21 protein-coding genes are annotated in these 23,131 nt (G+C 40.6%); 14 read left to right on the forward strand and 7 right to left on the reverse strand.

The window, feature by feature from the left end; all coding sequences use genetic code 11:
• Positions 1-19: 19 nt before the first annotated feature.
• The 3 genes from rsmB to AAFX60_013905 are packed head-to-tail and all read left to right on the forward strand — an operon-like array spanning position 20 to position 4,149.
• Positions 20-1,300: a 16S rRNA (cytosine(967)-C(5))-methyltransferase RsmB gene (gene rsmB / locus AAFX60_013895; protein ID XDF78956.1), complete on the forward strand. Its 1,281-nt coding sequence runs from the start codon at positions 20-22 to the stop codon at positions 1,298-1,300.
• A gap of 24 nt (positions 1,301-1,324) precedes the next feature.
• On the forward strand, positions 1,325-2,701 hold the full coding sequence (gene trkA / locus AAFX60_013900; protein ID XDF77642.1) for a Trk system potassium transporter TrkA: 1,377 nt from the start codon (positions 1,325-1,327) through the stop codon (positions 2,699-2,701).
• Positions 2,702-2,703: 2 nt separating this feature from the next.
• Positions 2,704-4,149 (forward strand): TrkH family potassium uptake protein, encoded by a 1,446-nt coding sequence (locus AAFX60_013905; protein XDF77643.1) that lies wholly within the window; start codon positions 2,704-2,706, stop codon positions 4,147-4,149.
• A 62-nt stretch (positions 4,150-4,211) separates the two neighbouring features.
• Here the strand turns inward: AAFX60_013905 and AAFX60_013910 are convergent, their stop codons facing one another.
• On the reverse strand, positions 4,212-4,859 hold the full coding sequence (locus AAFX60_013910) for a hemolysin III family protein (GenBank protein ID XDF77644.1): 648 nt from the start codon (positions 4,857-4,859) through the stop codon (positions 4,212-4,214).
• A 99-nt stretch (positions 4,860-4,958) separates the two neighbouring features.
• Positions 4,959-5,747, reverse strand: coding sequence for a sporulation protein (locus AAFX60_013915; GenBank protein ID XDF77645.1), 789 nt, complete (start codon positions 5,745-5,747; stop codon positions 4,959-4,961).
• Between the two features lie 240 nt (positions 5,748-5,987).
• Here AAFX60_013915 and AAFX60_013920 point away from each other — a divergent pair, with 240 nt between their 5' ends.
• From AAFX60_013920 to AAFX60_013940, 5 genes are all read left to right on the forward strand, one after another.
• Positions 5,988-6,155: a hypothetical protein gene (locus AAFX60_013920; protein ID XDF77646.1), complete on the forward strand. Its 168-nt coding sequence runs from the start codon at positions 5,988-5,990 to the stop codon at positions 6,153-6,155.
• A gap of 150 nt (positions 6,156-6,305) precedes the next feature.
• Positions 6,306-6,569, forward strand: a complete 264-nt coding sequence (locus AAFX60_013925; GenBank protein ID XDF77647.1) for a YihD family protein — start codon at positions 6,306-6,308, stop codon at positions 6,567-6,569.
• A 211-nt stretch (positions 6,570-6,780) separates the two neighbouring features.
• Positions 6,781-8,199: a cytochrome c oxidase accessory protein CcoG gene (ccoG, locus tag AAFX60_013930; protein ID XDF77648.1), complete on the forward strand. Its 1,419-nt coding sequence runs from the start codon at positions 6,781-6,783 to the stop codon at positions 8,197-8,199.
• Positions 8,200-8,255: 56 nt separating this feature from the next.
• Positions 8,256-9,239 carry a serine/threonine protein kinase gene (locus AAFX60_013935; protein XDF77649.1) on the forward strand — a complete coding sequence of 328 codons (984 nt, stop codon included), beginning with the start codon at positions 8,256-8,258 and terminating at the stop codon, positions 9,237-9,239.
• Between the two features lie 43 nt (positions 9,240-9,282).
• Positions 9,283-9,882 carry a thiol:disulfide interchange protein DsbA/DsbL gene (locus tag AAFX60_013940; GenBank protein ID XDF78957.1) on the forward strand — a complete coding sequence of 200 codons (600 nt, stop codon included), beginning with the start codon at positions 9,283-9,285 and terminating at the stop codon, positions 9,880-9,882.
• Positions 9,883-9,926: 44 nt separating this feature from the next.
• On the opposite strand, the gene AAFX60_013945 is transcribed toward AAFX60_013940, so the two are convergent.
• Together AAFX60_013945 and AAFX60_013950 are read right to left on the reverse strand one after the other, a co-directional pair.
• Positions 9,927-10,790, reverse strand: a complete 864-nt coding sequence (locus AAFX60_013945; GenBank protein XDF77650.1) for an acyltransferase — start codon at positions 10,788-10,790, stop codon at positions 9,927-9,929.
• Positions 10,791-10,888: 98 nt separating this feature from the next.
• Positions 10,889-12,415 (reverse strand): YifB family Mg chelatase-like AAA ATPase, encoded by a 1,527-nt coding sequence (locus tag AAFX60_013950; GenBank protein XDF77651.1) that lies wholly within the window; start codon positions 12,413-12,415, stop codon positions 10,889-10,891.
• A gap of 407 nt (positions 12,416-12,822) precedes the next feature.
• On the opposite strand from AAFX60_013950, the gene ilvG reads away from it, so the two are divergent.
• The 6 genes from ilvG to AAFX60_013980 all read left to right on the forward strand — a co-directional run bounded on the left by ilvG (position 12,823) and on the right by AAFX60_013980 (position 19,555).
• Positions 12,823-14,469 (forward strand): acetolactate synthase 2 catalytic subunit, encoded by a 1,647-nt coding sequence (ilvG, locus tag AAFX60_013955; GenBank protein XDF78958.1) that lies wholly within the window; start codon positions 12,823-12,825, stop codon positions 14,467-14,469.
• Positions 14,469-14,714 carry an acetolactate synthase 2 small subunit gene (gene ilvM, locus AAFX60_013960; GenBank protein ID XDF77652.1) on the forward strand — a complete coding sequence of 82 codons (246 nt, stop codon included), beginning with the start codon at positions 14,469-14,471 and terminating at the stop codon, positions 14,712-14,714. The genes ilvG and ilvM overlap by 1 nt, the downstream gene beginning before the upstream one ends.
• A gap of 12 nt (positions 14,715-14,726) precedes the next feature.
• Complete coding sequence (locus tag AAFX60_013965; GenBank protein ID XDF77653.1) at positions 14,727-15,674, forward strand: branched-chain amino acid transaminase; 948 nt, start codon at positions 14,727-14,729, stop codon at positions 15,672-15,674.
• Positions 15,675-15,691: 17 nt separating this feature from the next.
• A complete protein-coding gene (gene ilvD, locus AAFX60_013970) occupies positions 15,692-17,533 on the forward strand; it encodes a dihydroxy-acid dehydratase (GenBank protein ID XDF77654.1) in 1,842 nt (613 codons plus the stop codon).
• Positions 17,534-17,537: 4 nt separating this feature from the next.
• On the forward strand, positions 17,538-19,070 hold the full coding sequence (ilvA, locus tag AAFX60_013975; GenBank protein XDF77655.1) for a threonine ammonia-lyase, biosynthetic: 1,533 nt from the start codon (positions 17,538-17,540) through the stop codon (positions 19,068-19,070).
• Between the two features lie 275 nt (positions 19,071-19,345).
• On the forward strand, positions 19,346-19,555 hold the full coding sequence (locus AAFX60_013980) for a cold-shock protein (protein ID XDF77656.1): 210 nt from the start codon (positions 19,346-19,348) through the stop codon (positions 19,553-19,555).
• Between the two features lie 140 nt (positions 19,556-19,695).
• Here AAFX60_013980 and glmU read toward each other — a convergent pair whose 3' ends face one another.
• From glmU to atpD, 3 genes are all read right to left on the reverse strand, one after another.
• Complete coding sequence (gene glmU, locus AAFX60_013985) at positions 19,696-21,054, reverse strand: bifunctional UDP-N-acetylglucosamine diphosphorylase/glucosamine-1-phosphate N-acetyltransferase GlmU (protein XDF77657.1); 1,359 nt, start codon at positions 21,052-21,054, stop codon at positions 19,696-19,698.
• 217 nt (positions 21,055-21,271) lie between these two features.
• Positions 21,272-21,694: a F0F1 ATP synthase subunit epsilon gene (locus AAFX60_013990; GenBank protein ID XDF77658.1), complete on the reverse strand. Its 423-nt coding sequence runs from the start codon at positions 21,692-21,694 to the stop codon at positions 21,272-21,274.
• Between the two features lie 18 nt (positions 21,695-21,712).
• Positions 21,713-23,116 (reverse strand): F0F1 ATP synthase subunit beta, encoded by a 1,404-nt coding sequence (gene atpD, locus AAFX60_013995; protein ID XDF77659.1) that lies wholly within the window; start codon positions 23,114-23,116, stop codon positions 21,713-21,715.
• Positions 23,117-23,131 lie beyond the last annotated feature (15 nt).

Genomic DNA, 23,131 nt, shown 5'->3' on the forward strand with positions numbered 1-23,131 from the left:
CCATATTTTAGGTGATGACATGAACGTTCGTGCTGCGGCAGCCAAAGTTATTTATCAAGTTGTCGATCAGGGTCATTCTCTCTCTTCAGCGCTTCCAAAAGCTCAATCTGAGATCAAACCTCGTGACCAAGCTTTACTGCAAGAGATCTGCTATGGCGTACTGCGCTTTCTTCCTCGTTTAGAGTCTGTTGCTCAATCATTAATGGATAAACCATTAAAGGGAAAACAACGAGTATTCCATCATCTAATTCTTGTGGGTATTTACCAACTGAGTTTCATGCGTATTCCTGCACACGCAGCTGTAGCGGAAACCGTTGAAGGTACAAAGAATTTAAAAGGTCCAAAACTACGTGGACTGATCAATGCGGTACTACGCAATTATCAACGTAGCCAAGAAGAGTTGGATGCGAAATCAGTAAGTCATGACTCAGGAAAATATGGTCATCCGGGCTGGTTATTGAAAATGCTACAACAAGCTTACCCAGAACAATGGGAAAATATTGTTGAAGCCAATAACAGTAAAGCACCAATGTGGTTACGTGTTAATAGCCAACACCACACTCGTGATGAATATATAGCTCTACTTGAAAAAGAAGAGATCAGTGTTACGCCACATAGCCAAGCGACGGATGCTCTGTTATTAGATAAAGCGCGTGATGTATATACACTTCCTGGCTTTGAGCAAGGTTGGGTATCAGTACAAGATGCTGCTGCTCAATTATCAGCAGAGTACCTACAACCTCAAAATGGCGAATTAATTCTTGATTGCTGTGCTGCTCCAGGTGGTAAAACAGCGCACATTCTAGAACGCACACAAGATACCAGTGTGGTTGCTATTGATTGTGATGAAACACGTTTAAAACGAGTTTATGAAAACTTAGAGCGTTTAAACCTTAAAGCACAAGTTATTTGTGGTGATGCTCGCCATCCAGAAGAATGGTGGAAAGGCGAACAATTTGACCGCATTTTATTGGATGCACCTTGTTCTGCAACAGGGGTTATTCGTCGTCACCCAGACATCAAGTGGTTACGTCGCTCAGAAGACATTAAAGCACTGGCTGAACTGCAAAGTGAAATCTTTGACGCTATGTGGTTACAGTTAAAATCTGGCGGCACCATGGTTTATGCGACTTGTTCAATTACGCCTTTAGAAAACTGTGATCAGGTAAAAGCGTTTTTAGCACGAACAAGTGATGCAACATTAATTGATAATACAGATCCTGAAAAACCAGGACGTCAAATTCTTCCAGGTGAAGAGAATATGGACGGCTTCTACTACGCTGTTCTACAAAAAGCCTAATCGGAATACGAGCGAGCAAACGGTATGAAAATCATCATCTTAGGTGCAGGTCAAGTGGGCGGCACATTAGCTGAGAACTTGGTGGGCGAAAACAACGATATTACGGTTGTTGATAAGAGCTCTGAACGACTGCGTGAGTTGCAAGATAAATACGATTTACGTGTAGTTCAAGGGTTTGCTAGTCACCCAGATACATTAAGAGAAGCCGGTGCACAAGATGCCGATATGTTAGTTGCCGTCACTAATTCCGACGAAACGAACATGATTGCCTGTCAAATTGCATTTACTGTATTTAATACACCAAACCGTATTGCTCGTATTCGTTCTCCTGAATATTTAAGAGAAAAAGAACGCCTTTTCCAATCTGATGCGATTCCAGTTGATCATTTGATCGCTCCAGAAGAACTCGTTACTGGATACATCGAACGCTTAATCGAATACCCGGGTGCACTTCAAGTAGCTAGCTTTGCAGAGAAGAAAGTAAGTCTTGTTGCTGTTAAAGCCTATTACGGTGGTCCTCTCGTCGGTAATGCGTTATCCGCACTTCGTGATCACATGCCTCATATTGATACTCGTGTTGCGGCTATTTTCCGTCAAGGCCGACCAATTCGCCCTCAGGGAACAACCGTTATCGAAGCTGACGATGAAGTATTCTTTGTTGCTGCAAGTAACCATATCCGTGCAGTAATGAGTGAATTACAGCGTTTAGAGCGCCCATACAAACGAATTATGATTGTTGGTGGCGGTAATATCGGAGCAGGTCTTGCGAGACGCTTAGAACAAAACTACAGCGTTAAACTGATTGAACGTAATATGAAGCGAGCAGAAGAGTTATCTGAACTGCTTGAAGAAAGCATTGTATTTTGTGGTGATGCTGCAGACCAAGAGCTACTAAGTGAAGAACACATCGATCAAGTTGATGTGTTCATCGCTGTCACTAACGAAGACGAAGCCAATATCATGTCAGCCATGCTAGCAAAACGCATGGGTGCTAAAAAAGTCATGGTATTGATTCAACGTGGCGCTTATGTGGATTTAGTGCAGGGTGGCGTTATTGATGTGGCCATCTCACCACAACAAGCGACAATTTCAGCGCTATTAACGCATGTTCGTCGTGCTGATATCGTTAACGTATCCTCTCTTCGTCGTGGTGCAGCCGAAGCGATTGAAGCCATTGCACATGGTGATGAAACCACATCAAAAGTCGTTGGTAGAGAAGTTCAAAATATAAAACTACCACCAGGCACAACCATTGGTGCAATTGTTCGAGGTGAAGAAGTATTAATCGCACACGATAAGACCGTGATAGAGCAGGATGATCACGTTGTTATGTTCCTAGTGGATAAGAAATACGTTCAGGATGTAGAACGCTTATTCCAACCGAGTCCGTTCTTCTTATAATTATGGTTAACTACAAACCGATCCTATTTGTAATAGGGCTTGTTTTATCAAAACTCGCCCTATTTATGTATATCCCGACACTCGTAGCACTGTTTACAGGTACTGGTGGTTTTATCGAATTTGGACAAGCGGTTGCCATTACTCACATAGTGGCATTTGCTTGTTTAACTTTGGGCCGCAGCAAACAGTTTAAAATGAACGTGCGGGATATGTTTTTAATAACAACACTTGTGTGGACCATTGCAAGTGCTTTCGCTGCACTTCCTTTTGTGTTTATTAACCACATCAGCTTTACCGACGCTTACTTTGAAACCATGTCAGGTATCACAACGACTGGTTCAACGGTGCTCAGTGGGTTAGATGATATGGCACCAAGTATTTTATTATGGCGTTCAACGCTACAGTGGCTAGGTGGTGTAGGCTTTATTGTAATGGCGGTAGCTATCTTACCTATGCTCAATGTCGGTGGTATGCGACTGTTCCAAACGGAATCTTCTGATTGGTCAGATAAAAGCGCCCCGAGAACCAAATATGTCGCCAAATACATTGTGAATGTGTATTTAAGCTTAACCTTACTGTGTTTCTTAAGCTATTTAGTGACAGGGATGACACCATTTGAAGCCATAAACCACGCATTTACTACGCTATCCACAGGAGGATACTCCACCTCTGATAGTTCAATGAATCGTTTTTCAAATAGCACGCACTGGGTAGCATCATTCTTTATGTTTGCAGGTGGTTTGCCTTTCTTACTCTTTATTCAAGTACTTAAAAAGCGCGATCCCAAAGTTCTCTTTAAAGATGCTCAGGTTGTTGGGTTTCTAAAATTAGTATTAATCACCAGCTTATTAGTTGCGATTTGGTTAGTGATTCATAATGACTATGCCATTATGGATGCGTTACGAGTCTCTGTGTTTAATATTGTTTCTGTTGTGACTACAACGGGTTTTGGTTTGGATGACTTTACATCGTGGGGGGCATTCCCTGCCATCATCTTTGCTTTTGTTATGCTAACAGGTGCATGTTCAGGTTCGACAGCGGGTGGTATAAAAATCTTCCGCTTCCAGATTGCATCAACCATGTTGAATAAACAGATGATGAAACTGATCCACCCATCAGGGATCTTTGTTCAACGTTATAATGGCCGTCCAGTAACCGATGACATCGCACGTTCGGTTGTTGCTCTTGTCTTTACCTTCCTATTAACCATCATCATTATCTCTGCGTTATTAGGTAGCTTAGGACTTGATCCCGTAACGAGTATCACCAGTGCCGTTACTGCTGTTGCTAACGTAGGTCCAGGTATGGGGCATATTGTTGGCCCAACAGGTAACTTTGCAACACTACCAGATACGGCAAAATGGATACTCAGTATTGGAATGTTGATGGGGCGATTAGAAATTTTAACCGTATTGGTTTTATTCTTCCCAGCCTTTTGGAAGGGTTAACACAGTAACAATGAAAAATGGCCTAGTATTTCTACTAGGCCATTTTTATTTATAAACAGGTATTAAACCGGCTTTACGTAATAATAAATCGACAAGAATTGAGTAACACAGCCACCTAATACAAATAAGTGCCAAATAGCATGGTTATATGGGATCTTTTTGGCGACATAAAAAATAACACCTAAAGAATAAATCACACCACCAAGTCCCAGCAAAATCACACCGTTAATATCGATATGAATAACCAATTGATACACAGCAATCACTGATAACCATCCCATTATGAGATAGGTAATTAGCGATAATTTTTTAAATCGATATACAAATACAATTTTTCCAATAATACCAATAAGCGCAATAGCCCAAATCACACCCATCAACCAGTAGGCTAATGGTGTTCTCAAACTCACCAATAAATAGGGTGTATAGCTACCGGCAATCAAAAGAAAAATCGCACAATGATCCAAGGTTTTTAATAATCTTTTCGCTTTAGGTGCGGCAATAGAATGGTAAAGCGTCGACGCTAAAAAAAGTAAAATAATACTCGCACCATAAACAGACATACTGGTTATGGTTAGCCAATCCGCATTAGCTGCATTGGCTTTTAAAAGCAATAAGATTAAAGCAACAACACCAAAAACCATCCCTAAAGCATGGCTTAAACTGTTCGCTAATTCTTCTTTTTTTGAATATGAAGCGGAGGTAGGCATAATTATCTCATAGAGTGATTACTCGATAAGATCAGTATGACACATTTAAGCGTACGGTTGTAAGCTTAAATGTGTCATTTTTTTCATCAAACCTATCAATTAGGTGGTTTGATTTAAGAAATCAATCACTTGCTTCCCTGCTTCTTCTGGCGTTAAACGGGTTGAAAGACTTAATTTTCTTTTTAACTCACCTCGCCCAAGCATTGATGATAATAAGCCTAACGCACCACCTTTGTGTCTTCTGTCTATCTCAAACCATAATTGCAACTCATCCGCTGTTCTATGAGCAATCATTTCAAGCTCTCGCCAGCTACCATGATAAGGACCATCAAAAGGCACAAACTCAAACTCCTGCACAAAAGGTAAATCAAACCCTTTAACGTGCTCACACTCAACCTGACGGATCCGCAAGCCTTCAGTTTCTAAAGCGGTTAATACACCATCAAAAAGATCATCAGGACGAACAGTAATAGGGTCTTTATCTGTTGGATCTAAACCAAGAGAAATATCTAACCCTGTTTGAACCCACACTTTGGCATCACCAATCGTAATTGGCGTATTTAGTGGGAGATCCAATTCCAATTCAAATTTACGCTCTTGCTTTGGCTCTATCGTAAATGCATAAGGCAAACTCCAATCCGCCAACACATAAGTTTGCTTAATAATTTGGGTTTGTGAGCCATTTTCGCTTTTACGATGAACTTCTTTTTTGTACTGACAACATAATTTCAAATCAATATTATCAATATCTTGAGCCGTTGCACCGCCAGTAACTTCAATGGTTACTTGAGCTTTTTGCCCTGGTATCAAAACTTCATGGTGAATGATCGTATCCACATTTGCAGAACCAATGCCTAATGACGCTAACGTTTTTTTAAAAAAAGACATTTTTATCTCCTAACCAATCCATGTTTTATGCTCTTATTATTGCTCAGTTATCATAATTACGCTGAGATGCACCTCGACTAATTGACAGTTTATGTTACCCTTATAGGGTGTTTTTTAAACACATAATCCTGACTATTTATTTGGATTGGCGAAAGCTAAAAAGAGTTTCACCTTGATGTAACTCATAAATAGTTAGGTCATTAATTTGGCCAAGGAAGTGCCTGACTATAGAGATAGATAATGCGTCCTATGACTGTCAGGTTCTCACGCTCTGCTTCAACACATAGCGTGGATCGTCGTCGCAGCCACTTTGTAAAAGCAGCTGTTGCGAAAAAGAACGTACCTGAAATGACTTTAGTGGTTTCAGAAAAAACAGAAACTGAAAAAGAAGTTTCATGTGCGGCATAATTTAAAAGCGTAGCCTATTGGTTGCGCTTTTTCTTTTTTAAAAAGCACTTTTTTCTACATGAGAATCCGATCATTTACTTACTCTAACTGGTATTAACATCCCTTATAACTGATATATACTAACCCTAATAATTATAAGGAGAATGCTCAATGAAATGTCACCGCGTAAATGAATTAATCGAATTAATTCACCCTGAATGGAAAAAAGAACCAGAACTAAATCTTATGCAGTTTATTGTAAAACTTGCAGAAGAAACAAAATACGAAGGTAAATTAGAAGACCTTACTGATGATGTTCTAATCTATCATCTAAAAATGCGAAATAGCGAAAAAACAGAAATGATCCCAGGTCTTGCTAAAGACCAAGAAGATGATTTTAAAACCGCAATTCTAAAAGCTCGTGGGATTTTATAAGTAACTCACCATGCTATGATCTGGTTTGTCACCGAACCAGATCGGTTTCCTATCAAATAAAACACACTTTTTTAACTAAATTTGAACCTTCTTACGTATTCCTTTTAGTCATCAGGCTATAATTCATCCGCAATGTCATCTAGTTACCAAGTAAAAAATAATGCTCAACACTACTCACTTGGTATCATAATAATAATATTTAGGAAGAATAATGAGTCAGGAAAAAATAGACATCAAGGATGTGACTCCAAAGCAATTTAACCCTAAGACCCATAAATCCAGTAGTGATCGCTTTAATCCAAGCTCTGGAATTTATGTTCGCCAAAGCAAAGGAACCTTCCAGAAATTGCGCCGCTATGGAGCATGGTTTCTGCTTGCCTTATTTATTCTCACACCTTGGATTTCCTTTGGTGACCGCCAAGCTATTTTACTCGATATTGGAAATCAGCAGTTTAGCTTCTTTGGTACGACTCTTTTCCCTCAAGACCTGACTCTTCTTGCGCTTCTTTTTGTGATAGCAGCCTTCGGGTTGTTTTTTATCACCACTTTTTTAGGACGAGTATGGTGTGGTTATTTATGTCCACAAACCGTTTGGACTTTCATGTACATTTGGTTTGAAGAAAAATTAGAAGGCTCAGCCAACAAACGTCGTAAACAAGATCAAATGAAAAAAACACCAAACTTGTTACTTCGAAAAACACTCAAACACCTCGCATGGATTACTATTGCTATTGCCACTGGCATTACTTTTGTCGGCTATTTTGTTCCTGTAAAAGAACTCGTTGTTGATTTTTTTACTTTCAATAGTGATTTTTTACCTGCATTTTGGGTTCTTTTCTTTGCTGGCTGTACTTATGGAAACGCAGGTTGGATGCGTTCAATCGTTTGTTTGCATATGTGTCCTTACGCTCGTTTCCAATCAGCCATGTTTGATAAAGACACTTATATTGTTGGTTATGACCCAAAACGAGGAGAAGCTCGTGGTCCTCGATCACGTAAAAAAGATCCAAAAGAATTAGGATTAGGCGACTGTATTGACTGTAATTTATGCGTGCAGGTATGTCCGACAGGCATCGATATCCGTGATGGTCTGCAATACGAATGCATTAACTGTGGCGCTTGTATTGATGCGTGTAACGAAACCATGGATAAGATGAAATATGACAAAAACCTTATCAGCTATACCACTGAACATAAATTAGCTGGACATAAAACTCATGTTCTGCGTCCAAAGTTAATTGGTTATGGTGTCGTTATGTTGCTGATGATAGGGCTATTTATTACTCAAATAGCAACGGTAGAACCTATGGGGCTAGATGTTTTACGCGATAGAAACCAATTAGCCAGAGTCAGCAGTTCAGGTTTAATCGAAAATACTTACACCTTAAAAATAATTAATAAAACCCAACAAACTCAAGAATACGATCTCAATGTAACAGGCATTGATAATCTCACTTGGTATGGTTCACAACGTGTGAATGTAAAAGCAGGTGAGGTATTAAGCTTACCGATAAGCTTAGGAGCAAGTGAAGCCGAATTAAATAAAACCATCACAACAATTGAATTTGAAATAGCGAATTCTGATGGCCAAGTGATAAAAGCTGAAAGTCGATTCTTTAAAAAGCTATAATCACTTTATTACTGACACAAAAGGCTCGTAATGAGCCTTTTTTATTGAGAATGACTATGTCTGAACACGCTTTTAATTTCAGTACGCTTACCCCTGATTTACTCTGGAATGCTCTTGCTGATATCGGCATTAGAGCAGAGTCAGGTTTTCTTGCTTTAAACAGTTATGAAAACCGTGTCTATCAATTTACCGACGAAGAACGACGTCGTTATGTTGTGAAGTTTTATCGCCCACAACGTTGGTCTGAAGCGCAAATTCTTGAAGAACACTTATTTGCTCGACAACTTGTTCAACAAGATATTCCAATCGCTGCACCATTGGAAATTAACGGCAAAACCCTACACTCAGCCAATGGTTATTGGTTTGCACTTTTTGACAGCTTAGGAGGCCGCACATTTGAGGTCGATAATTTTGATCAATTAGAGTGGGTGGGACGCTTTTTAGGCCGCATTCATAAAGTAGGGGAATCCGAGTTATTTCAACATCGTCCAACAATAGGGCTAGATGAGTACTTGTATCAACCAAGAAAACTATTAGAAAACAGCTCGTTTATCCCGACACATTTAGAAAATAGCTTTTTCTCTGATATGGATATGTTGATTCAACAAATCGAACAACACTGGCAACCAAGTAAATCCATTCGACTGCACGGTGATTGTCACCCTAGCAATATTTTATGGCGTGATGGTCCATTATTTGTTGATTTAGATGACGCCAGAAATGGCCCAGCCGCACAAGATATCTGGATGCTGTTAAATGGTGATCGCCAAGATAAGCTTGTTCAGTTAGATATTTTGTTGGAATCTTATTCTGAGTTTTGCGATTTTGACCACAACCAATTGAAACTAATTGAACCTTTACGTGGTCTACGAATGGTGCACTACATGGCATGGCTTGCAAAACGTTGGCAAGATCCTGCTTTTCCTATTGCATTTCCATGGTTTGCCGACGCAAAATACTGGGAAAGTCAGGTACTCGGATTTAAAGAACAAATAGCCGCATTAAACGATGCACCTTTAGAACTGATGCCACAATGGTAAAATATAATACTAATCACAAATGGATTGGAGAGAGTTACACATGATGAAGAAAATGATGGCACTGTTTGGTGCTTTAGTACTGAGTTTTTCAGTAAATGCAGCAAACTTTACAGAAGGCGATTACTACAAAGTTCTTGACCTACCAGAATCAAAAACACCGACAGTGAATGAATTTTTCTCTTTTTACTGCCCACATTGTAATAGCTTTGAACCGCTTATTCAGGGTCTAAAGAAAACACTACCAGATAATGCAACGTTTAAGAAAACTCACGTTTCATTCATGGGTGGACCAATGGGCTTATCAATGAGTAAAGCCTATGCAACAATGGTTTCTCTAGGTATCGAAGATAAAATGATTCCTGTTTTCTTCAACCGTATCCATACAATGAACAAACCACCACGTAATGAAAAAGAAATTCGTCAGATCTTCCTAGATGAAGGCGTTAACGCTGATGAGTTCGACGGTACATACAATAGCTTTGCTATTAACTCTATGGTTAACCGTTTTGATAAATCATTCCAAGACAGTGGCTTAACGGGTGTTCCTGCATTAATCGTTAACAACAAATACCTTGTTGAAACGGGCAAAATCAAAAGTGCTGATGAGTACTACGAGTTAGTAAACTGGTTACTTAAAAAGTAATAAAATAAGCAAATAAAAAGGGAGCGAATTATCGCTCCCTTTTTTTATTCTTTAGCTTTTAAAACACCTTGAAGGTATTCATCTTTTTCTTTCCATAAGTCGTTTACCCACTTATGAAAGCCACGTTTAAAGGTTTTATCTCCAAAGTAATCGCCATTCACTTTTTCATCATTTGGATGCAAGTTAATACGAACAACAACTTTGGTTAATTTCCCTTGTAGCATATCGATAAATGGTGATTCTTGGTTATCAGGATACGCCAGTGTGACATCAACAATCCCATCAAATAATTCCCCCATAGCTGAAAGAGTAAAAGCGATACCACCAACTTTTGGCTTAAACAAATGTTGGTAAGGTGTTCTTGCTTCTTTTAGCTTTTCAGGCGTCGCTCGTGTTCCCTCAACAAAATTAACCACCGTTGTAGGAACAGATCGAAAGTTTTCACAAGACTTTTGAATCGCTTTAAAATCATCTTCACGACGTTCAGGATCTCGGTGCATAAATGGCATATCCGCCCCCCAACACGCAAGTCCTACAAAAGGAACGTAAAGTAATTCATGCTTCAAAAAGAACTTAGTCATAGGTATTTTATCTTTCATTACCGAAGACAAAATAACAATATCAGCCCAACTCACATGGTTTGATAGCAAAAGATACCAATTATCTTGAGATAAGCTTTCACCGCCTTCAATCTCCCACTCAATATTATTATTAATATTAAGCATCCACAGATTTAATGTAGCCCATCCCCATAATGTTTTATTCGCCATCGATACCGTAATTTTTTTTACGATAGCAAAAGGAAGAAGTAATTTAATTATTGCAAAGAAGCTGATAATTAAAGATGTTAATGCTGTATTTAGCATTACAAGTAATACACTGATAACCAGCCTAATATTAGCAATCATAGAACTCTTCATTTATAGATTAGAGTGAATATTATCCACATGATAGCAAGTCAGGTCTTTTTTTGTGAACAATCTTTCATTGCATCTCAATAAAAGGATCAGACTGCTTGAGCAGATAATTGTTTTAGTAACCGATCCATAGCTCGATAACCTACTGCCTCAGCTAAGTGGATTCGTTGAATATTTTCTTCAGTTGATAAATCAGCGATGGTGCGTGCCACTTTGATAATTCGATGATAAGCCCGAATAGATAACCCTAGCTGGTGTAGCGTATTTTCTAAAAATGCAGCATCTTCCTTGTCTAGTGGACAATGCTTTTCAATTTCTCGACTTCCTAATAATGCATTCACTTTACCATTACGCTCTAACATGCGAGCGCGAGCCTGTAAAACTCGATGTTTTACTGCTTGCGTACTTTCACCTCTATCTCCACCTTCTGTGAGCGTCCCTTTAGGTAATAGCGGTATTTCTAATGACATATCAAAGCGATCTAACAAAGGTCCAGATATTCGATTAAGGTAACGTAAAATCAACTGTGGATTGGTTCGCGTTTGGTTCCCCTCATAATAACCTGTAGGGCTAGGATTTAATGCTCCGACCAATTGAAAACGTGCAGGAAAACGTGTTTTACTCGCGGCGCGTGAGATGACTATCTCACCAGATTCTAGTGGTTCCCGCAGTGAATCAAGCACTTTTCTTTCAAACTCCGGCATCTCATCTAAAAATAAAATACCATTGTGAGCTAATGATATTTCCCCCGGTCGAGGGATAGAGCCACCACCCACCAATGCTGCCATAGAGCTAGAATGATGAGGTGAACGAAAAGGACGGGCTCGCCAATTAGACTCTGTAATATTTTGATGAGTCAACGAGGCTACCGCTGCCGTTTCTAACGCTTCATCATTGGTCATTTCTGGCAATAAATCACTCATACGGGAAGCGAGCATGGTTTTACCTGTACCTGGAGGGCCTAAGTACAATAAATTATGTCCTCCAGCAGCTGCTATCTCTAACGCTCGCTTACCTTGCTGTTGACCAATAATATCTTGTAAATCACGCTCTAAAGATAAGGATTGCTCTTCGAGTTGAGGAGTAGTTAATAAACTGAGTTGTTGTTGACCACACAAAAAACCACATACAGCTAGTAGGTGAGGCGCAGATTTATGAATATCCTTTCCAACCAACGCAGCCTGATCACCATTATCATCAGGAACAATTAAGCAGCGTTTAGCATTAAGTGAAGCTAAAGCGGCAGGTAAAACACCTTTTACTCGACGTAACTCACCAGAAAGAGCCAACTCACCAACAAATTCATGACCATCCAATTTATTTTCAGGTATTTGATCTGATGCTGCTAGGATCCCAAGAGCAATAGGAAGATCAAATCGTCCACCTTCTTTTGGAAGATCCGCAGGAGCTAAATTAACGGTGATCTTTTTAGATGGAAACTCAAAGTTGGCATTAATGATTGCACTTCTTACTCTGTCTTTTGCTTCTTTTACTGTTGTTTCTGGTAAGCCAACCAGACTAAATCCTGGCATCCCATTACTAATATGAACTTCAACCGTCACCGGTGGTGCTTCTACACCTACACAAGCTCGACTGTGTATTATTGCTAATCCCATTTATCTACCCAACTTATTTGATTAAAGACCAATCTGTATTGATTTTATGTTTTTGTTATATATAAGCGCTAAATGAACGAGAATTGTGAATTAAATGATAGTTTTTTCTTGTCATGAGAGCCATGTCTGTGTTACCACTAAGTTAATGTAACGAAATATCAAAAAGAAAACGTTTACGGATAGATAAAATGACCTTTTTTGCTCAACTGAATATTCTGATTATTAACATTCTAGTGGTGATTCTGGTCACCGCTCGGGGATGTGTGAGCAAAAAGTAGAGTTACAAGCACACTAAAAACCCCCAAGCCAACAAGCAAGGGGGTTTTTTTATAAGTTCAGGAAGAGAAATGGGGGCACATGATGTGCGAGAGAAAACAGACAACCACTCACGCAGGGAGCGAAAGAGTATGAATGGCTCACAGTTAGTAGTAAAAGCCTTAAGAGACGAAGGAATTGAAACCGTCTTTGGTTATCCTGGTGGGGCTATCATGCCTATTTATGATGCATTATATGATGGTGGCGTTGAGCACATATTATGTCGTCATGAACAAGGTGCAGCAATGGCTGCAATAGGAATGGCAAGAGCAAGCAAAGATGTTGCTGTATGCCTTGCAACATCAGGTCCAGGAGCAACAAACCTAATTACGGGTCTTGCTGATGCCATGTTAGATTCCATTCCTCTTGTTGCTATCACAGGTCAAGTGGCGAGTAATTTAATCGGTACTGATGCTTTCCAAGAAATGGATGTCATCGGTATGTCTCTCTCATGTACTAAACACAGTTATTTGGTTACTGATATCAATGAACTTGCACCTGTGATTGCTGAAGCATTTGAGGTAGCAAAATCAGGACGTCCCGGCCCTGTATTAATTGATATAGCCAAAGACGTACAACTCGCTGAAGCTCCTATTACTTCTCTTCCATATTTTGAAGCACCTAGTATCCCTGTTGTTGTTCCTGAAGCCATTGAAGCGGCTGAGGCATTACTAAGAGCCAGCAACAAACCGGTATTGTATGTGGGTGGCGGTGTTCAACTAGCACACGCAACCGACTCTGTTCGTGATTTTTTAACCAATAACCCGATGCCTTCAGTAAGTACATTAAAAGGTTTAGGTTCAATAGGAAGACACGATCCCCATTATCTTGGAATGGTAGGTATGCACGGCACTAAAGCTGCCAACCTAATTGTTCAAGAATCTGATTTACTTATTGTTGTTGGTGCTCGTTTCGATGATCGTGTGACAGGAAAATTAGAAAGCTTTGCTCCTCATGCGAAAGTAATCCATATCGATATTGATGCCGCAGAATTCAATAAGCTTCGCCACGCTCATTCAACACTACGCGGTGACATAAAGGTTATCCTTCCTCAATTGAAACTAGAGCAAGACCTTACCCCTTGGTTAGAGCATGTCTCTTCTCTTCGTTCTGAATTTAAATGGCGCTACGATCACCCAGGTGAATTAATTTATGCCCCTCTGCTACTAAAGCAACTTTCTGACATGATGCCAGACAGTTCTATCGTATCGACAGATGTAGGCCAACATCAAATGTGGGCAGCTCAACATATCCAACCTCGAGCTCCTGAAAATTACCTAACATCTGCAGGTCTTGGCACCATGGGATTTGGTTTACCAGCGGCGATGGGAGCAAAAGTGGCTCGTCCTGATGATCAATCTATTCTTATTTCAGGTGATGGTTCTTTCATGATGAATGTACAAGAACTCGGCACGATTAAGCGTAAACAAATCCCTGTAAAGATGGTTCTTATTAATAACCAACGTTTAGGTATGGTTCGCCAATGGCAATCCTTGTTTTTTGATGGTCGCCACAGTGAAACCATTCTTGATGATAATCCTGATTTTGTTGCTCTTGCTGCCGCCTTTGGCATTCCTGGAAAAACCATCACAACAAAAGAAGAAGTAGAACCCGCTTTAAAAGAAATGCTTGAAAGTGATACTGCTTATCTGCTGCATGTTCTTATTTCAGAAGAAGAAAACGTATGGCCTTTGGTTCCGCCAGGTGCTGCAAACCAAGATATGGTGGAGGGAGAATAATGCAACGTTATATTTTAGAAATTGAAGCTAACGATAGACCGGTTTTATTAGAACGTGTATTACGCGTTATTCGTCACCGTGGTTTTATCATCAAGCAAGTATTAGCAACACAAAATCAAGCCAGCAAAGTAGCTGCAATTGAAATCATCGTAGAAAGTGACCGACCAATTAGCCTTCTTACTAATCAAATAGAAAAGCTTTGGGATATTACCGCCGTTAACGTTTCTACATTACATCGCGCATAAGGATTAGTGACAATGTCAAAGACAGCAGATTTTATTTGGTTTAATGGTGAGATGGTTCCTTGGGCAGACGCAAATGTGCATGTTCTGACTCACGCAATGCATTATGGAACATCCGTTTTTGAAGGGGTGCGTTGTTATAACACGCCAAATGGTCCAATTATTTTCCGCCACCCAGAGCACGCAAAACGTTTAAAAAATTCCGCTAAAATTTATCGCTTCCCAATTCCATATACTGAAGAAGAAATTATGGAAGCAACACGTGAAACCTTACGTCAAAACAAACTCGATTCTGCTTATATTCGTCCTTTGGGCTTTGTAGGAAATGTAGGTTTAGGTGTTTGCCCACCAGAAAATACGGAAATGGAACTCATTATTGCTGCATTCCCATGGGGATCTTACCTAGGAGAAGAAGCATTAGAAAATGGGGTTGATGCCATGATTTCAAGTTGGAACCGTGCTGCACCAAATACCATTCCAACCGCAGCAAAAGCAGGTGGTAACTATTTATCTTCTTTATTAGTTGGTGGTGAAGCCCGTCGTCATGGTTACGATGAAGGTATTGCTTTAAGTGTTGATGGCTATCTTTCTGAAGGTGCTGGTGAAAACCTATTTGTTGTTCGTGATGGTATTCTTTCTACGCCACCTGCAACCAGTGCCATCTTACCGGGAATAACTCGAGATTCTATCATGACGCTTGCAAAAGATATGGGGTATGAAATTCGTGAAGAAAACATCGCACGCGAAGCGCTATATCTTGCAGACGAAGTATTTATGACAGGCACAGCGGCTGAAATCGTTCCAGTACGCTCTGTTGACAAGATTACCGTTGGTGAAGGTAAACGTGGTCCTATCACAAAAGAGATCCAAGCCGCTTACTTTGGTCTGTTCAATGGAACAACCGAAGATAAATGGGGTTGGTTAGATTACGTATACCCAGAAAATGCACCATCAGCTAAATAATTTATAAGGATATAACAATGCCAACTTATCGTTCAGCCACCACCACTCACGGACGTAACATGGCCGGAGCACGCGCTTTATGGCGTGCAACTGGCGTTAAAGAAGATGACTTTGGTAAACCCATCATTGCTGTTGTTAACTCATTTACTCAATTTGTTCCGGGTCACGTACATCTTAAAGATATGGGACAACTTGTTGCTGGCGAAATAGAAAAAGCCGGAGGTATCGCCAAAGAGTTTAATACTATCGCCGTTGATGATGGTATCGCTATGGGTCACGGTGGCATGCTTTATTCTCTGCCATCACGCGAGCTCATTGCAGACTCTGTTGAATACATGGTTAATGCTCACTGTGCTGATGCTATGGTATGTATTTCTAACTGCGACAAAATTACCCCAGGAATGATGATGGCTGCAATGCGTCTTAACATTCCAGTGATTTTTGTGTCAGGCGGCCCAATGGAAGCAGGAAAAACTAAGCTTTCAGATCAAATAATCAAACTGGATCTTGTTGATGCAATGATCCAAGGTGCCGATCCCACTGTTTCCGATGCTCAAAGTGAGCAGATCGAGCGTTCAGCTTGTCCAACTTGTGGATCGTGTTCAGGAATGTTCACGGCTAACTCAATGAACTGTTTAACCGAAGCGCTCGGTTTATCTCAACCAGGTAATGGCTCAATGCTCGCTACTCACGCCGATCGCGAGCAGCTGTTTATTAATGCAGGTAAACGTATTGTTGAATTAACAAAGCGTTATTATGAGCAAGATGATGAATCAGCACTTCCAAGAAATATTGCCGACCGTGCTGCATTTGAAAATGCCATGGCACTGGATATCGCAATGGGCGGTTCTAGTAATACCGTTCTTCACCTTTTAGCTTCCGCTCAAGAAGGCGAAATTGATTTCGATATGGGTGACATTGATGAGATGTCTCGTCGAGTACCTCACTTGTGTAAAGTCGCTCCATCAACGCCTAAATATCATATGGAAGATGTTCACCGAGCAGGTGGTGTAATGGCTATCCTTGGTGAGTTAGATAGAGCAGGGCTTCTGAACAATCAAACAAAAACGGTTCTTGGCTTAACCATGCAAGAGCAACTTGCACGATACGATATTATGCAAACTGAAGACGAAGAGATCCTTAAATTCTTCCGTGCAGGACCTGCAGGGATCCGAACAACAAAAGCATTCTCGCAAGATTGCCGTTGGGATCGCCTTGATGACGACCGAAAAGAAGGGTGTATTCGAACCAAAGAAAATGCCTTTAGCCAAGAAGGTGGTCTCGCCGTTCTATCTGGCAATATCGCGGTTGATGGTTGTATTGTAAAAACCGCCGGCGTTGATGAAGAAAATCTAAAGTTCCAAGGTCCAGCCATTGTTTTTGAAAGCCAAGACTCAGCGGTAGAAGGCATTTTAGGTGGAAAAGTTAAAGCGGGCGAGGTCGTTGTTATTCGCTACGAAGGTCCAAAGGGTGGTCCGGGTATGCAAGAAATGCTTTACCCAACCACTTACTTGAAATCAATGGGCTTAGGCAAAGCATGTGCGCTTCTAACTGATGGTCGATTCTCTGGTGGTACATCAGGCCTATCTATAGGTCACGCATCTCCAGAAGCTGCAAGTGGTGGCACAATAGGTTTAGTTAACGATGGTGATATCATTACCATCGATATCCCAAGCCGCTCAATTACGCTTGATGTACCAGAATCAGAACTGCAAGCTCGTCGAGCGAAACAAGATGAACTCGGTTGGAAACCTGTGAATCGTCAACGTGAAGTCTCTTTTGCACTAAAAGCCTATGCAAGTATGGCAACAAGTGCAGATAAAGGTGCTGTACGTGATAAATCTAAGTTAGAAGGGTAAGCCTATGAGCAACTCTTCATATCAAACTGGCGCAGAATATCTGCGTCAGATCTTACGAGCACCAATCTATGAAGTGGCAACAGTAACACCACTTCAAGATATGCCTCGTTTATCTGAGCGCATTAATAACCGAGTTCAGTTAAAGCGAGAAGACCGTCAACCGGTTCACTCCTTTAAACTTCGTGGTGCTTACAATATGGTTGCAAATCTAACCCAAGAGCAAAAAAATGCTGGGGTTATTGCTGCATCTGCAGGTAATCACGCTCAAGGTATGGCGCTTTCAGGAACCAAGCTGGGCATTCAAACGACAATTGTGATGCCCAAAACGACACCTGATATCAAAGTTGAAGCCGTAAAAGGTTTTGGTGGTAATGTGGTTCTACATGGCAGTAATTTCGATGAAGCCAAAGCAGAAGCAGAACGTTTATCACAACTCCATGGTTATACTTTTGTACCTCCGTTTGATCACCCACTGGTGATTGCAGGTCAAGGAACAATAGGAATGGAGATGCTGCAACAAAATGGTCATCTCGATTATATCTTTGTACCTATTGGTGGTGGTGGTTTAGCTGCAGGTATTGCAGTGCTAATAAAACAACTCATGCCTGAAATAAAAGTCATCGCTGTTGAGCCTGAAGACTCTTCTTGTTTAAAAGCAGCTTTAGATGCTGGTGAGCCTGTCATTCTTGATCAAGTGAGTATGTTTGCCGATGGTGTCGCTGTTAAACGCATTGGTGATGAAACTTTCCGTCTATGTCAAAAATACCTTGATGGCCATATCAGCGTATCAAGTGATGAAATTTGTGCAGCGGTAAAAGATATTTTTGAAGATACAAGAGCGATTGCAGAACCCTCTGGTGCATTGGCATTAGCTGGTCTGAAAAAATTTGCAGATCAACATCAATTAGAAAACAAACAACTAGGAACCGTACTTTCTGGTGCAAATACTAACTTCCATGGTTTACGTTATGTATCTGAACGCTGTGAGTTAGGTGAAAAACGAGAAGGGCTATTGGCTGTAACGATTCCTGAACGTCAGGGCGCTTTCTTTGAATTTTGTAATCTAATTGGTGGCAGAGCTGTTACTGAATTTAACTACCGCTACAACGACGATAAGCTAGCTAACATTTTTGTTGGTGTTCGCTTACAAGAAGGGCAAGAAGAGCTTGATAACATCATTAATGATCTACAAAAGGGAGAATACCCAGTTGTTGATTTATCAGATGATGAAATGGCTAAGCTGCATATACGTTATATGATTGGTGGTAAACCATCAAAAACAATGCAAGAACGTTTATACAGTTTTGAATTTCCAGAATACCCTGGAGCGCTCGTTCGCTTCTTAAGTACTCTAGGTACTCACTGGAATATCAGTCTCTTCAATTATCGTAACCACGGTGCAGATTATGGACGTGTGTTATGTGGTTTTGAGCTAACTGATTCTGATCTTGCTAGTTTTTCAAAACACCTTGAAGAGCTTGGTTATCAATGGAAAGATGAGACAGATAATCTAGCTTATCGATTCTTTTTATCCTAAGACCGTACGGCGTAATAAGGCTAATTAAAATTTAGCCTTATTTTCATTCAAATTTGAAATTATGCTATACAATCGGTTAAAAAATGCTATTATTTTGCTCGGCCTGTAAACAGACCTATTTATCTGTAATATTATGCTTTTGAAACCTTCGTTATACTGCTTTACCAGTTATGCTTGAAGCTTTTTATACATATGTTTTACCTCAAATAAATAATTCTTTATGGCTACAACTTCGCATTATGCGAATTATTTAATTTAAAAAATTAGGATTTATTATGTCTAAATCAACTGGTATCGTTAAGTGGTTCAACGAAGAGAAAGGTTTCGGTTTCATTACTCAAGATAACGGCGGCGCTGACGTATTCGTTCACTTCCGTGCTATCGCAACTGAAGGTTTCAAAACTCTGAAAGAAGGCCAAGCGGTAACTTTCACTGTTGAACAAGGTCAAAAAGGCCCACAAGCTGCAGACGTTACTCCAGCTTAATTCGAATTTTTCGAATAGAATTTTTAAAAATGCTGACTTCGGTCAGCATTTTTTTTATCTCGATTTTGTCTATAGACTAGACAGATATAAAAAAAGAAGCCTAATGGCTTCTTTTTTACTATCAATAGATTATCTATAAATTATTTTTTCGTTGGACGCTGCCAATTAGCAATGCGACGCTCTTTAGCTCGGCTGATGTAAAGTTCATTTTCATTCACATCTTTAGTCACTGTAGAACCAGCACCAACCGTTGCACCATTAGCAACAGTAACAGGAGCAATCAACTGACTATCAGAACCAACAAACACGTCATCGCCAATAATCGTCTTAAATTTATTAGCACCATCGTAATTACAAGTAATCACACCAGCACCTACATTTACACGCTTACCAATTTCCGCATCACCAAGGTACGTTAAGTGATTAGCTTTAGAACCTTCACCTAAACGAACGTTCTTCACTTCAACAAAGTTACCAACATGTGCATCATTACATAATTCAGCACCTGGACGTAAACGGGTGAATGGACCAACCGTACACTCTTCACCAACTGTAGCACCTTCAATTACGCTGTAAGGACGAATAACCGTATTATCATCAATCTCACAATCTTTAAGTACACAACCAGCACCGATAATCACGTTATCACCTAACGTTACATTACCTTCGATAATTACGTTCGCATCAATCTCGATATCCATACCACATTGTAATGTACCACGAAGATCAAAACGGCTTGGATCTCGAAGCATAACACCTTGCTCTAATAACTTTTGAGCTTGAGCTGCTTGATAAGCTCTTTCTAATCGAGCTAGCTGAGCACGGTCATTTACACCTTCAACTTCAATAGGGCTAACAGGGTGAACAGCTTCGACTGCACGACCTTCATCATGCGCTGCCGCAATAATATCAGTTAAGTAATATTCACCTTGAGCATTTTCATTTTTAAGTGCTGCTAACCAACGTTTTAAATCACCGCCTGTAGCAACCATTACACCTGTATTAATCTCTTTGATGAGCTTCTGCTCTTCTGTTGCATCTTTCTGCTCTACAATCGCGATTACAGGGCCATTACGACGAATAATACGTCCGTAACCCATAGGGTTATCTAGAACCACAGTTAGTAAAGCAATACCGCCAGTAGGCTGTGCATCTAATAAGTTTTCTACGGTTTCAGCACTAATTAGTGGAACATCACCATACAGAACCAGTACTTTTTCATCATCAGCAAATTCTGGTGCAGCTTGATTTACAGCGTGACCTGTACCTAGCTGTTCAGCCTGAAGTACCCATTGAACACGCTCTTCACCTAATTCAGCTTTCATTTGATCACCACCGTGACCATACACTAAATGGATATTTTGAGCGCCAAGACCTTCACATGTATCAATTACATGTTTAGCCATAGGTTTGCCTGCTAAAGTATGAAGTACTTTAGGTTTGTTTGAGTACATGCGAGTGCCTTTACCCGCTGCCAAAATTACTGCACTGAAGTTCATGAAAAGCCCATTCTATTATTATGCTGACTTAATTTGCCTAGCTTGTTAAAACCAAAATATGAAATCCATTACTTACTAACGTAATAGATAATGGAGTTGATACTGAGGATAAATTATATGCTAAAAAACCAATCTACGGGTGAGATAAAAATAAGAAATAAACAAAATTGAAAAGAAAAGGCGACCTATTGGCCGCCTTCTTTCTAATGGTGCTTGATTAACGCGAACGTTTTGTCAGCTCGATAACTCGAAGCTGTGCGATCGCTTTAGCCAAATCACTGGCCGCTTGAGCGAAGTTAATGTCGCCATGCTGATTTTGGATATTCTCCTCAGCCTTGCGCTTAGCTTCTTCTGCCTTAGCTGCGTCTAGGTCTTCACCACGGATTGCGGTATCTGCAAGAACAGTTGCCGAACCAGGTTGAACCTCAACAATACCACCAGAAACATAAATAATTTCTTCGTGGCCATGTTGTTTAACAATACGCACCATACCAGGCGTGATAGCGGTCAGCAGCGGTGTGTGTCCATGGAAAATACCAAGTTCACCTTCGCTACCGGTCACCTGAATCGTTTCAACCAGCCCTGAAAATAACTTTTTCTCAGCACTTACAACGTCTAGGTGAAAGGTCATTGCTGCCATATCGCCTCCTAATCAGCCTTATAGCTTCTTCGCCTTCTCAAGCGCGTCTTCAATCTTACCGCAGTACATGAAGGCTTGCTCAGGAACGTCATCGTAATCACCAGCAAGTAGACCTTTAAAGCCAACTAATGTGTCTTTAAGTGGTACGTAAATACCTGGGTCACCAGTGAATACTTCTGCTACGTGGTAAGGTTGAGTTAAGAACTTCTCAATCTTACGAGCACGAGATACAACTTGCTTATCTTCTTCAGATAGCTCGTCCATACCTAGGATAGCGATGATATCTTTTAGCTCTTTATAGCGTTGTAGTGTCGATTGAACACCACGAGCCACATCATAGTGCTCTTGACCAACAACTAGTGGATCAAGTTGACGAGATGTAGAATCTAACGGGTCAATCGCTGGGTATAGACCCATTGCTGCGATATTACGGTTAAGTACAACTGTCGCATCTAAGTGAGCAAACGTTGTTGCTGGAGATGGATCCGTCAAGTCATCCGCTGGTACGTATACTGCCTGTACAGACGTGATAGAACCTTGCTTAGTTGACGTGATACGTTCTTGAAGAACACCCATTTCTTCAGCTAGTGTAGGTTGGTAACCTACCGCTGATGGCATACGACCTAGAAGTGCTGATACTTCAGTACCTGCTAGTGTATAACGGTAAATGTTATCAACGAACAACAGAACGTCACGACCTTCGTCACGGAAACGTTCAGCCATTGTTAGACCAGTCAGTGCAACACGTAGACGGTTACCTGGTGGCTCGTTCATTTGACCGTAAACCATTGCTACTTTTGACTCTTCAGGTTTTTCGATGTTTACAACACCAGCTTCCTGCATTTCAAAGTAGAAGTCATTACCTTCACGAGTACGCTCACCTACACCTGCAAATACAGATAGGCCAGAGTGTTGTAGTGCGATGTTGTTGATAAGTTCCATCATGTTAACGGTCTTACCTACACCTGCACCACCAAATAGACCGATTTTACCACCCTTAGCGAATGGACATACTAAATCGATTACTTTAACACCTGTCTCTAGAAGTTCAGTCGAGTTTGACTGCTCTTCGTAGCTAGGTGCTTCACGGTGAATTGCGTAATGCTCTTCAGCATCAATATCACCACACTCATCAATCGCGTCACCAAGAACGTTCATGATACGACCTAGGGTCTTAGTACCTACTGGTACAGAAATTGGTGCACCAGTATTTTCTACTGTTAAGCCACGACGTAAACCATCTGAGCTACCCATTACGATACAGCGCACAACGCCGCCACCGATTTGTTGTTGTACTTCAAGAACAAGACGTTCTTGTGCATCAACAACATTCAGAGCATCGTATACACGAGGTACTTCGCCCTGTGGGAACTCTACATCGACTACCGCACCGATGATCTGTACGATCTTACCTGTAGTCATCGTTAATCCTCTAAA

Origin of the sequence: Aliivibrio fischeri (assembly GCA_038993745.2) — a bacterium.
Classification (GTDB): domain Bacteria; phylum Pseudomonadota; class Gammaproteobacteria; order Enterobacterales; family Vibrionaceae; genus Aliivibrio; species Aliivibrio fischeri_B.